At 33.0% G+C, this 11,983-nt stretch carries 11 protein-coding genes and 1 tRNA gene; 7 read left to right on the forward strand and 5 right to left on the reverse strand.

Annotated elements, in window-relative coordinates:
- The 4 genes from ACR0QS_RS06360 to ACR0QS_RS06375 form a co-directional block, all read left to right on the forward strand.
- On the forward strand, window positions 1–223 hold a 223-nt coding region (locus tag ACR0QS_RS06360; RefSeq protein ID WP_432632602.1), incomplete at its 5' end, for a hypothetical protein.
- An 89-nt stretch (window positions 224–312) separates the two neighbouring features.
- Window positions 313–1,599 (forward strand): hypothetical protein, encoded by a 1,287-nt coding sequence (locus ACR0QS_RS06365; RefSeq protein ID WP_432632603.1) that lies wholly within the window; start codon window positions 313–315, stop codon window positions 1,597–1,599.
- A 19-nt stretch (window positions 1,600–1,618) separates the two neighbouring features.
- Window positions 1,619–1,945 (forward strand): hypothetical protein, encoded by a 327-nt coding sequence (locus ACR0QS_RS06370; RefSeq protein WP_432632604.1) that lies wholly within the window; start codon window positions 1,619–1,621, stop codon window positions 1,943–1,945.
- Window positions 1,946–2,293: 348 nt separating this feature from the next.
- The gene (locus tag ACR0QS_RS06375; RefSeq protein ID WP_432632605.1) at window positions 2,294–3,487 is read left to right on the forward strand and encodes an acetate/propionate family kinase; all 1,194 of its coding nucleotides are present in this window, start codon (window positions 2,294–2,296) and stop codon (window positions 3,485–3,487) included.
- A 172-nt stretch (window positions 3,488–3,659) separates the two neighbouring features.
- On the opposite strand, the gene ACR0QS_RS06380 is transcribed toward ACR0QS_RS06375, so the two are convergent.
- From ACR0QS_RS06380 to pheS, 3 genes are all read right to left on the reverse strand, one after another.
- On the reverse strand, window positions 3,660–4,058 hold the full coding sequence (locus tag ACR0QS_RS06380; RefSeq protein ID WP_432632606.1) for a phosphoribosyltransferase: 399 nt from the start codon (window positions 4,056–4,058) through the stop codon (window positions 3,660–3,662).
- A gap of 13 nt (window positions 4,059–4,071) precedes the next feature.
- Entirely contained in the window at window positions 4,072–6,492 is a 2,421-nt protein-coding gene (pheT, locus tag ACR0QS_RS06385) for a phenylalanine--tRNA ligase subunit beta (RefSeq protein ID WP_432632607.1), read from the reverse strand.
- A 78-nt stretch (window positions 6,493–6,570) separates the two neighbouring features.
- Window positions 6,571–7,590 carry a phenylalanine--tRNA ligase subunit alpha gene (gene pheS, locus ACR0QS_RS06390; protein WP_432632608.1) on the reverse strand — a complete coding sequence of 340 codons (1,020 nt, stop codon included), beginning with the start codon at window positions 7,588–7,590 and terminating at the stop codon, window positions 6,571–6,573.
- A gap of 543 nt (window positions 7,591–8,133) precedes the next feature.
- On the opposite strand from pheS, the gene ACR0QS_RS06395 reads away from it, so the two are divergent.
- From ACR0QS_RS06395 to ACR0QS_RS06405, 3 genes are all read left to right on the forward strand, one after another.
- Window positions 8,134–8,256: a hypothetical protein gene (locus ACR0QS_RS06395; RefSeq protein WP_432632609.1), complete on the forward strand. Its 123-nt coding sequence runs from the start codon at window positions 8,134–8,136 to the stop codon at window positions 8,254–8,256.
- Window positions 8,253–8,861, forward strand: coding sequence for a hypothetical protein (locus ACR0QS_RS06400; protein WP_432632610.1), 609 nt, complete (start codon window positions 8,253–8,255; stop codon window positions 8,859–8,861). Before ACR0QS_RS06395 ends, ACR0QS_RS06400 begins: the two co-directional genes overlap by 4 nt.
- Window positions 8,862–9,379: 518 nt before the next feature.
- Window positions 9,380–10,033, forward strand: coding sequence for a DNA alkylation repair protein (locus ACR0QS_RS06405; RefSeq protein ID WP_432632611.1), 654 nt, complete (start codon window positions 9,380–9,382; stop codon window positions 10,031–10,033).
- A 1-nt stretch (window position 10,034) separates the two neighbouring features.
- Here ACR0QS_RS06405 and ACR0QS_RS06410 read toward each other — a convergent pair.
- A tRNA-Leu gene (locus ACR0QS_RS06410) sits at window positions 10,035–10,116 on the reverse strand.
- A gap of 45 nt (window positions 10,117–10,161) precedes the next feature.
- Window positions 10,162–11,955, reverse strand: coding sequence for an ankyrin repeat domain-containing protein (locus ACR0QS_RS06415; protein WP_432632612.1), 1,794 nt, complete (start codon window positions 11,953–11,955; stop codon window positions 10,162–10,164).
- Window positions 11,956–11,983: the final 28 nt, after the last annotated feature.

An 11,983-nucleotide genomic window follows, 5' to 3' on the forward strand; every position in this document is an offset into this window, starting at 1 on the left:
GATATATGACGGTTCTAAAATCCAAGTAAATTCTTCTACGGAACTCGCTAATCCTTCTTATATAACCGTTAGAGCTAATGAAATTTCGGGAAGAAGCGCGATAAATGACGAAGAAATAAGCGTTCAAAACATGGAAATTAAAATTGAAAATAATACGGAGAATAATCAAACTAAATATATAGATTTGGTATTTGATGTAAACGGAAAAGTAAGAAAGTATTAAAAAAATACTTGACTTTTGAAAAAAAATTGCTATATTATAAATGTAAGGTGTAAAGAACCCATAAAAAATAAATTATAGAGAGTTAATCAATGAAAACAAAATATTTAAAAATCTCAAAACAAATAGCTATTATATTATTGGCGGTATTTACCATAGCGGGAATCGTTGCCTGCGGAGGAAATTCCAATGTTACGGGCAGCGATTTAACCCAAGCGTCCGATTCTGGAAAAATTATAAATTTAACTTCCGATTTGCCTTCTTGGGGAGTGGAATATCAAAAGGAATTTGAATCGACAAATATTGAAGTTACTCCGAGTCCGACTCCAGAACCTACATCTTATTATGTAGTTAGATATGCTTCTTCGGGTTCGAGATTTGATAAAGCGACATTAGATTTGGTTGCGAAAACGGACAATTTGCAAATTTATGTGGAAGACGGATATACTTATAGCAGGGATAATATAGTATATGTGGCGACAAAATTTGAAAATAATTATAAACAAATGACAAATATTTACGGAACTCATACGGATATGGATAAAAACGGAAAAATTAAACTTTTCTTTGTAAATATTAATTTAAATAATAACAGCGATGTGGTTGCAACGGGATATTTTTTGCCTAACGATTTGATTTACGGAAGTGCAAATAACGGCGAAATTTTATATATGGATGTTAATCTTCTCAATTCCAATCCAAGAGATATAGCGGGAACGGTTTTGCATGAATTCCAGCATTTAATAAATTTTAATGTTAATGATATACAAAAACAATCGTCTATGTCTCTTTGGCTAAACGAATCACTTTCAGAGTCGACTTCTATTTTATTTGATAGTTATGTGGCTCAATCGCGAATTAACGAATTTAATAAAATAAATTATTATTGTTTCTATACTTGGAATTTGCCTTCAAGCTACGGTTTTATAAATTATCCTTCGGCTTCGGTATTTATGAACTGGCTTTATAATAAAAACGGCAGAAGTTCGGATATTTTCAAAAAAATAGCGTCTTCGAGCCAAGCTCAAGATTATAATAAAGTATTAAAATCGGTTTCAAGCGGTTCTACTTGGCAAAATTTACTTACCGACTGGATAAGCGGAGTAAAAAACGGACAGGTTAGCGGAGTTTATATAAGAAATCGTTCTTCGGCAACATTATATCCAGGCGCCGTAATATATGACGGTTCTCAAGTGCGAGTAAATCCTTCTACGGAACTTGCTAATCCTTCTCGTTATACGGTTACAGTTTCAAAAGCGAATACGATTTCAGGAAGAAGCGTAAATAACGATGAAGTAGAAACAAGCTTGCAAAATAACAGCGGACCTAAATATATAGATTTGGTATTTGATAGAGACGGAAAAGTAAGAAAGTATTAATTATTAAAAAATTATTTATATGAATTTTAAATTAAAAAGTATTTTTTTAAATAGAAAGTTATTAAACTCTATTTTTGTATTTGTCATAGTATTCCTTTTATTCACAAAAAAAGAAAGAATAACGGGAGAGATTAGAGTCGTTGGAACTTCGCTTTTTTACGATTTGGTTATAACTACCGAAGAGAGAGATTATTATTTCGATAAAAAATTTTTTGAAGAATACTCGAAATATGAAGGCGAGATTATAACTATAGAGGCGAAAGTTAAAAAGACTAAATTATGGCTTGCCGACAGAAGCAGATATTTGGAAAGATACAATATTTTATGGGTAAAAAAAGTCGATTAAAAAGTTAATTAAAGTTAAAAAAGATTTAACTAAATTTAGAATTGCAAAATTATTTTTATTGTCATTGTATATTTTAAATTTGTCATTGCGAGCGTAAGCGTGGCAATCCACACAGAATAGATTACTTCGGCTAACGCCTCGTTCCCGTAGGGACGCCTCTGGCGAATGACTGTGTTATTTAATGTCATTGCGAGTGAGTGAGGCTAAAGCCCGCTTTCAGCAAACGAAGCAATCTATATTAAAAAAATAAAAAATAAAAAAAATCAAAAAAAAATTAAATAAACGCTTGATTTATATGTAATTATATGTTATAATAAAAAAATATAAAACAACAAAGGAGTTTTTGTTATGAATGTATTGGTAATCAATTCGGGAAGTTCGAGCATTAAATATCAATTATTTTCTATGCCCGAAGCAAAAGTTTTGGCTAAAGGGCTTTTGGAAAAAATCGGCGAAGAGACGAGCGCTCTCAAACATACCGCGGTTGAAAAAAACAAAGAAAAAAAATTGGAACAAAGAGTTGCAAATCATAAGGACGGTATGGCGCTTATATTTTCTCTTTTAACCGATAAGGATGTCGGCGTTATTTCGGATATGAAAGAAATATCTGGAGTAGGTCATAGAGTCGTGCATGGCGGAGAGGCTTTCAATAAAAGTTCTCTTTTGACGGACGAGGCAATAAAAGAAATAGAAAAATATTCCGATTTAAGCCCACTTCATAATCCAGCGGGTTTGCAGGGAATAAGAGCATGTCAGGAAATATTGCCTAAAGATACAAAAATGGTTTTATGTTTTGACACGAGTTTTCATCAAACGATTCCAGAGCATGCATATTTATACGCGATTCCGCATGAATATTACGACAAATATAAAATTCGCCGCTACGGTTTTCATGGAACATCTCATAAATATGTTTACGGAGAGTTTTGCAAAGTCGTAAATAAACCTAACGCCAATGTTATAGTTTGTCATTTGGGAAACGGAGCGAGCGTGACTGCGGTTAAGGAAGGAAAATCAGTCGATACGAGTATGGGACTTACTCCGTTGGAAGGTTTGGTAATGGGAACGCGTTCGGGTGATATGGACCCAGCGGTTGCCACTTTTATAATGGCTAAAGAAAATTTGTCTCCTAAAGATATGGATAATATTTTAAATAAAAAGAGCGGGCTTTTGGGAATTTCTGGCGTTAGTAACGATATGAGAAATTTGGAAGAAGAAAAATCAAAAAATACGAGAGCGGCTTTGGCTATTAAAATGTTCTGCTATAGAATCAAAAAATATATAGGTTCTTATATGGCGGTTTTGGGACATGTTGACGGAATAGTCTTTACGGGCGGAATAGGGGAAAACGCTCCAGAGATAAGAGGGCAGATACTCGAAGGAATGGAGGAATTAGGCATAAAAGTCGATTCGGCTAAAAATTCCAAAGCTCGAGGATGCGCTAATTTTGAAAAAGACGGCGCTCCTATAAAATTATATGTCATAGCGACAGACGAAGAAAAGGCAATCGCTACGGATACTTATAATATTGCTTTAAAATAAGTAATAAAAAATTATAAGTTATAAAAATTGCGGAGTTTCTAATAAGCTAAAGTTATTAGAATATATAAACGGAGCAGTTTTTATTTAATAATGAGAAATAAAGCGGGGTTTTGATGCCTCGCTTTTTTATTTATATACAATCGTTTTTTATTTTTATTAATTGTTTTTTATTTTATTTACTTGACGATTTTGTCTCCCAAGGAAATAAAAGCCAATTATCATGATTAATATTTTTATAACTGTATTTAGGTTTTATTTTGCTCGTATGTTCTCTAACAAAAAGCGCCGCGATATCGAAATCCTGCTCGTAAAAATATTTTAGAGTCTCGCCCGTATCGGAAATATCGTCCACTATTAAAGCGGCTTTATTTTTTACTTTTAATCTCCAAACCTCTTCCATATTAAGAACCATCGGAATATTTAGCCTATGCGACAACATAACGGCTGGCACTAATCCGCCTCTTGCAAGTCCGTAAAGAACTTCGTAATGAATTTTTGAATCTTCTATTTGTTTCGCTATGATTTCTATAGCTTCGTTAATATTTTCCCAAGTTATTATATCGTATTCCATAATCTCTCCGATTTTAAACTCTTAAACTGATTGAGAATCTCGTTTTCAACATTTCAAGCAAAGCCGATTCAACCGAATTAATTTCCTCTTCTTTTAAGGTTTTATTAATATCGTAATAAGTAATTGAAATCGCTATTGATTGTTTTCCTTCTTCCACCTGTTCGCCTACATATCTGTCCACGACTTCCACATTTTGTATTATATCGTTGAATTTATTTATCGCTTTAATAACTTTGCTAAACTCTATATTATTATCGCAAACCAAAGCCAAATCTCTGAATACCGCTGGATATTTTCCTATATCTTTTAATTTTAGTTTTTTCGCTCGCTCTTTAATAAGTTTCAATGTCTTTTTTATGTCGATATCCAAATAATAAACATCCGTATTAATATCGAATATTTCAAGGATTTTAGGATGAAGTTTGCCAATTATTCCGATTTTCTCTCCGAATATAACGACTTCGGCGGATATTGTCGGAACGAATAAATTATTTTCTTTCGCAACCAAATTATAATCCGAGCATTTTAAATCTTTTATTAGAAGCTCCTCGATTACTCCGCTCATATCAAAAAAGTCGTAAACTCTCGCGTCTTTATTCCATAATTTTTCCTGATATAATCCGAACATAACGGCTGAAAGATGTTTTTCTTCGATAAATTTATCTCCGTTTTTATAAAAAATATTTCCGACTTCAAATAAAGCTCCGTTTTTATGTCTGTGATTTTGATTATAAATTACGCAATTTAATAAAGAAGCCAAAGCGGTTGGACGCAAAACATCCATTTCGCTTGTGAGAGGATTAACGACTTTAATAAATTTTTCTTCGTCTATTCCGAGTCGTTTGAAAATGGAACTGTCTCCCATAGAATACTGTTTAGTTTCGTAAAGTCCGTAAGAAGCCATTCTATGCTTTATAAAACTTATCTCTTCATAATCCGTATTTATAGGATTGCATTTTATATGCGGAATATTTGAAGATATATTATTGTATCCGTAAACTCTCGCTATTTCTTCTACTAAATCTTCCGCTATCGACAAATCATGCCTGTAAAAAGGAATTTCTACTTTTAAACTATTCTCTCCCAAAGCGGAAACATTGAAATCGTATCTTTTGAATATTGAAGAAATTTCGCTTTTATTCATATCAAGCCCTAAATATTTTTTTACAAGCTCGCAGTCGAATATTATTTTAGTCGTTTCAAACTGTTTCGCGTTTACTTCTTTAGCTCTCGATGATATTTTGCATTCATTATCTAAAGAGACTATTAAATCTACCGCTCTGTTTAAAGCGGATAATGTCGCCGTATGGTCAATATCTCTTTCAAATCTATAAGACGCGTCCGTTTTCGTATTTGTGGCAAGCGAAGATTTTTTTACTGCTATATGGTCGAAATAAGCCGATTCTATTAAAATATTTTTCGTATCGTCTTCAATTTTTGTAGAATCTCCGCCCATTACTCCCGCAATTCCTATAGGATTTTCTTCGTCCGCTATAATCAAAACCTCTTCGTTTAATTCTACTTCTCTTCCGTCTAAAAGAATTATTTTTTCTCCGTTTTTAGCGTTTCTAACTATAATTTTACCGCCCTTTAATTTATCGAAATCGTAGGCATGCAAAGGCTGTCCGTATTCGAGCATGACATAATTTGTAATGTCGACTATATTATTGATTGGATTTACTCCGCATTTTTTTAATTTTTTCTGAATCCATTCGGGAGACGGAGCTACAGTTATATTTTTTATTAATCTTCCCGTGTATTTATAGCAGCTTTTCGGATTTTCTATAGTTATATCAATATTTCCTCCTGCGGAATCGTAAGTATTCACTTGAGGGAGACATACTCTTTTTTTCAAAACCAAAGAACATTCTCTTGCAAAACCGATAACGCTTACCAAATCTCCTCTGTTTGCCGTAATTTCCACATTAAATATATAATCTCCGCTTCCCACTATTGAAGAAAGAGGTTTTCCTATAATTTCATCCGCGTTCAATCCCGCTTTATTTATTTTTTCGTCAAGTATCCATATTCCGTAAATTCCTTCGATTTCGTCATAGCCAAGTTCTGTCCTCGAGCATAACATTCCGCTGCTTTCCACATTTCTTATTGAGGCTTTTTTAATCGTGAGTCCGTTTGGCAGTTTCGCTCCTATCATTGCTACTGGAACAAATATTCCTTCTCTAACATTTGGCGCGCCGCAAACTATTGATAAAGTTTCTTCTCCTATACTAACTTCGCAGACGCTCAATTTATCCGCATCGGGATGTTTACTAACGGATAATACTTTTCCGATTATGACTCCGTTTATATCTCCTCCGACTTTTTCTATTGAAGAGATTTCGCTTCCAGCAAGAGTCAAATTTTTTGCAATTTCTTCAGCCGTCAAATCTTCCAAATTAACAAATTCTTTAAGCCAACTCAATGGAATTTTCATTTTCTACCTCTATTTTTCTATTCGATTTATTTGTTAAAATTTTTTATTTAAATTATTAAAAATTATTAATTAAATTCTTTACCATTGTTTTAAAAAATCAATATCGTTTTCGTAAAACATTCTTATATCGGTTATTCCGTATTTTATCATAGCGACTCTTTCCACTCCCATACCGAACGCAAATCCCGTATATTTGCCCGCTTCGTATCCGACATGCTTAAACACATTCGGATGAACCATTCCCGCTCCCATGAGTTCGAGCCAGCCTTCGCCTCCGCAGGTTTTACATCCGGCTCCTCCGCATATAACGCAGCTTGCGCTTAAATCAGCGCCAGGTTCTACAAATGGAAAATAATCGGGGCGCAATCTTATTTTAGTTTTATCTCCGAACATTTTTTTGCAGAAAAGCTCCAATATTCCTTTCAAATCGTTAAAACTTATGTTTTTGTCTACTAATAATCCTTCGACTTGATGAAATACGGGAGAATGTTTTGAATCTATCGCGTCTCTTCTCGCACATTTTCCCGGAGAAACTATCGCTATCGGAGGTTTTGTTTCCATCATAGTTCTAATTTGCATTCCCGAAGTATGAGTTCTTAAAACATGCTCTTTGGAAATAAAAAAAGAATCATGGCTGTCTCTCGAAGGATGATAATAAGGAATATTCAAAGCCTCGAAATTGTGAAAATCGTCTTCTATTTCGTTTCCTTCCGCAACTCTAAAACCAATATCAGTCAATATAGAAACTATTTCCTCTTCGACTTTCGTTAAAATATTTATATTCGCCGATTTCGGTCTTCTTCCCGGCATCGTTATATCAATTTTATTTTTTTGAAGAGAAAGCAGAAATTCTTTTTCCAAAATAGCTTTTTTCTTTTCGTTCAGCGCTTTTTCGCAGAAATTTTTTATTTCGTTAATTTTTTTTCCGAATTCTTTTTTTTCTTCCAAATTATTTATAGAAGACAAATTTTTTAAAAGTTCGGTAATTTTTCCTTTCTTTCCCAAATAGGCGACTCTTATATCGTCTATTTTCGATTGAATATCCGCTTTTTCTATACTGTTTTTTAAGAAATTATAAATCTCGTCCAAATTATCCATTTATTGATTTCCCATACTTAATAAATTTTCTAAAAGATTATTGTGTTTATTATAATATATTATGGAAATATTTTCAAGAACGGAAAATTAATTAATCCTTTTTAGAAATTTTATTTAAAAATTTAATTCTATTAATAGTGGATTGCTTCGCATTATAAATGCTTGCAATGACATACGCTTTCGTCATTCGCCGTAGGCATCCCTGCGGGAACGATGGCTTTAGCCTGAAGTAATCTAAATAAGAGAAAATTTTATTATGTATAGATTGCTTCACTTCGTTCGCAATGACAATGGAAAATAAACGCCTCGCAATGACAATTCTTTTGCACCGTCATTACGAGCGACTGAAAGGAAGCGAAGTAATCCAAGTTTTGCAAAGTTAAGTTTTTATAATTTGATTTTATTAAATAAATAAATTTTATACAAAGTGGATTGCTTCGGCTATAAATAGCCTCACATACTCTGTGTGCCTCGCTTTGCGTGCCTTCGGCAACGGCAATGACGATTGAAAAATAAAGTCATAATGACGATATTTTTTACAAATTGAAGCTTACGCTTTTATCAAAAAAAGTGCTTGCCGATTTGCAAATAATCCTTATCTTATTGATAGAAAGATTAAATAACGCCGAAAGGCAAAAGCCAAACGGCGAAGGAGTAAAACAATGACAAACATAATCAAAAGAAAAGGTTTATTATCTTTAATGGCGGTAGTAGTTATGATAGCTATGATGTCCGTAGCATGTAAGAACAAAGCGACTCGACCAGCTGATTTTAGCGTTGAGGGAGATGTAGTAGTAGAAAACCCTATAGAAGAGCCTGCTACTCCAGAAGAACCAGCTACGCCAGAAGAACCTGCAAAACCAGAAGCGCCTGTAACTCCAGAAACATTAAAACCAGATAGCGTTATCAATATAGACGCTTCAAGCTGGGGAATGCTTCAATACGCAGGAAAATATTTTGAATCTGCAGATTTTACAAATCCTAACGGAACTAAATTCAGATACACGATTGAATTTGTAGAAGACAACGACCCACAATTTGGAAAAGGCATTCTTGTAAAATTTACGGGCTATGATAAAAACGGGGCTAAAATCGACAAAACTTATAGTGGCAGCAGCGCTAAAAGTAGCAGTGCGGAAAAACAAGTATTTGCTCCATACCAATTCGGTTTAATGGAAAGTTCAGACCTTATAATTTACAAAACGGGTTATTTGGATTTCAAACCGAAAGGATTTGATGCGCATATAAGACTTGCCTTAAAAAATAAATAAAAACATTTGTTGTTAGAATAATAAACCAGTTTAATAAAGAGAGGATGTCAAAACGGCGTCCTCTTTTTATTTTATGGAATTCGTTATTTGCAATGACGGTGCAAAAATAATTGTCATTACGAGGGCTTTAGCCCGAAGTAATCCAAATAAAAGAAATTTTTATTATGTATAGATTGCTTCACTTCGTTCGCAATGACGATGGAAAATAAATGCTCGCAATGACGATATTTTTTAGCCGTCATTCGCCGTAGGCGTCCCTGCGGGAATGAGGACGAAGTCCGCGACAAAGTCGGGCAGTCGCCAAGTAATCCAAATAAAATAAATTTTATTTAAAAAATTTAATTCCATTAATAGTGGATTGCTTCGCATTATAAATGCTCGCAATGACGATGTCGGAAAGTTGATTACTTCGTCTCTGTTGAGTATCGCAATAACGAAAAGTTTAAGTCATGCAATTTACTTTTATTTTTTTGAAATACATTATAAATTCAATATATTAAAATTATGAAGGAAACTATATGACTTTAAACGATATATTTACCGAATTTGAAAAATTAAAAAACGATAAAAAAGCAATTGAAATGTCCACTTATATGAAAAATCAATTTCAATTTTTAGGAATTTCCGCAAAGCCGAGAAAAGAAATTGAAAAGAAAATTTTTAAATTCGTTTCTAAAGAAGATTTAGATTTTAAATTTACCGACAAATGTTATAAAAATAAATATAGGGAATTTCAATATGCGGCTGTCGATTATCTTAATTTCAAAAAATCGTATTTGAATATATCGCATATCGAAATTTTGAAAAATTATATACTCACAAAATCTTGGTGGGACACTATCGACCATTTGGATAAAATAGTCGGAGATATTGCTTTGAGAGACGAAAAAGTAAATGAAATATTATTAAATTGGAGTTTGGATGAAAATATTTGGATTAGGCGAGTTGCGATTGACCATCAAATTTTAAGAAAAGAAAAAACTAATACCAAACTGCTCGAGCAAATAATTATAAATAATTTTAATCAAAAAGAATTTTTTATAAATAAAGCTATCGGATGGAGTTTGAGAGATTATAGCAAAACAAATCCAAAATGGGTTAGAGATTTTATTAAAAGGCATAAAGATTCTATGAATAATTTAAGTATAAGAGAGGCAAGCAAATATATATAATTGCTCGAGACTGGATTTGAACCAGCACGGTGTTACCCGACAGCACCTCAAGCTGTTGTGTCTACCAATTCCACCACCCGAGCAAAGATTGTTTATATAATATAATTAAAATAGAGTTTTGTCAAATGTTATTGATTTCTATTTTCCGCTTCTCTCAATATTTCAAATATCGCTGCGCTATGATTCGCTCTTGCAATATCCATCGGGTATCTTCCATCGTTATTTCTAATTCTTGTATTCGCTCCTTTCAATACCAACTCTCCAACAATATCTATATTGCCTGAAATAACCGCCAAATGCAACGCCGTATTTCCGACTTTATTTTGAACATCGAGATTAGGATTTTTTTCCAATAATAATTTGATTACCGAAAGCTGAGAATTTCCCGCCGCCGTATGCAAAGCGGTATTTCCGTTAATATCGACAGCGTTTATATTAGCGTTTCTTGTAAGCAAAATTCTAACGACATTATCAAACCCCAATCTTGAAGCCGTCATTAAAGGAGTGGCAAGCTGCGAATCTTCTCCCGAATAATTAATATCCGCTCCGTTTTCGATTAAAATTTGAAGCAAATCCATATTGTTTTGAGATATCGCATGTCCGATTAAACTTATTCCATCGGAAGTTAAAATATTCAAGTTTGCTTTATTCGTTATTAAAAATTTTGTCGCTTCAATATCTCCGTTTTCAATTGCGATATTCAAAGGATTTAATCCATTTTCGTCAGTATAATTAATATTCGCTTTATTTTCGATTAATAATTTCATCATATCGATTCTGCTTTCTTCTATCGGGCTATTAATCGCAAGCAATAATTCTCCGTTAATTTTCGCGTTATTTTCCAATAATATTTTTGCAATTTCAATATCTCCGTTATTTACCGCATAACTTAAAGCGCTCCATCCTTCGTTATCGACTGCGTTTACATTTGCGCCGTTTTCAATAAGTTTTTTTGCCGTTTCCAAATAGGAATTTCCAACCGCTATAATCAAAGAAGTTTTTCCATCCAAAGTTTCGTTTATAAGATTTTTATCAGTTTTTCCAATAATCATATCAATTATTTTTGCGCTGTTTTCCGCCGATTTTTCAAGCAATATTAAATCTACGGGAAATTTATCGATGTTATTATTGAATTTAGAACCAGCCGCCGCCGTTATAATATTTCCGTAAATATCGCTTTTTCCAGCGTCTTCTATACTCGCTCCTTTATTCAAAAAATATTCGACTAATTGAGGATTCAAAGATAAAACCGCATCGTATAAAATAGTCGTTCCGTTTTCCTCGTTTTTGTAATTAATATCCGCTCCCTTTTCGACTAAATATTTCACAATATTTTCATCGCTATTTTCTATCGCATAACTTAAAATATAAGGTTCTCTCTTCAAATCGAAATTATTATTCAAAAGAATTTTTATCATATTTAGATTTTTATTTTTAACAGCGCAATAGATTGGGTATTTTTCAATATTTTCCGCATAAACTCCGTAAATATTCGCTTTGCCTTCTTTAATTAAAAGCGTGACAATTTTTGGTTTATTTTCTTCTATCGCCAATATGAGAGGAGTAGTTTCGTCAGCCGAAGCAATTTCGATATTAGCGTTATTTTCTATAAAGAATTTCACGGCTTTAATATTGTTATTTTTTACCGCTTGATATAATCCGCCAATACCATTTTCACCTGTTTGATTTATATCTCTTCCATAATTTAAAACTAATTCTTTGATTATTTTATCTCCGAATCTTTTGCCGTAAATTTCCGTATCATAGACTTCATAATTTTCAGCCATTTTATTTAAATTTGATTTTCCACTGGCAAATAAAAATAACCCTAAAAATAATCCCGCTCCTATTAAAAGAATCGATACTATAGCCGCGGCGATTACTCCGACTTTCAAAATAAATTTTTTATTTTCTATATCCATGTTTTCCTCGTTTAATATTATTTGAAAC

It is taken from the genome of Brachyspira sp., assembly GCF_050873525.1.
In the GTDB taxonomy this organism is placed as follows: domain Bacteria; phylum Spirochaetota; class Brachyspiria; order Brachyspirales; family Brachyspiraceae; genus Brachyspira.

What these genes read in the sequence shown, in the direction of transcription:
- ACR0QS_RS06415 (WP_432632612.1), bottom strand. Translation starts at nt 11,955, where the DNA reads ATGGATATAGAAAATAAAAAATTTATTTTGAAAGTCGGAGTAATCGCC.
- ACR0QS_RS06400 (WP_432632610.1), top strand. Translation starts at nt 8,253, where the DNA reads ATGACAAACATAATCAAAAGAAAAGGTTTATTATCTTTAATGGCGGTA.
- pheT (WP_432632607.1), bottom strand. Translation starts at nt 6,492, where the DNA reads ATGAAAATTCCATTGAGTTGGCTTAAAGAATTTGTTAATTTGGAAGAT.
- ACR0QS_RS06380 (WP_432632606.1), bottom strand. Translation starts at nt 4,058, where the DNA reads ATGGAATACGATATAATAACTTGGGAAAATATTAACGAAGCTATAGAA.
- ACR0QS_RS06405 (WP_432632611.1), top strand. Translation starts at nt 9,380, where the DNA reads ATGACTTTAAACGATATATTTACCGAATTTGAAAAATTAAAAAACGAT.
- pheS (WP_432632608.1), bottom strand. Translation starts at nt 7,590, where the DNA reads ATGGATAATTTGGACGAGATTTATAATTTCTTAAAAAACAGTATAGAA.
- ACR0QS_RS06370 (WP_432632604.1), top strand. Translation starts at nt 1,619, where the DNA reads ATGAATTTTAAATTAAAAAGTATTTTTTTAAATAGAAAGTTATTAAAC.
- ACR0QS_RS06365 (WP_432632603.1), top strand. Translation starts at nt 313, where the DNA reads ATGAAAACAAAATATTTAAAAATCTCAAAACAAATAGCTATTATATTA.
- ACR0QS_RS06375 (WP_432632605.1), top strand. Translation starts at nt 2,294, where the DNA reads ATGAATGTATTGGTAATCAATTCGGGAAGTTCGAGCATTAAATATCAA.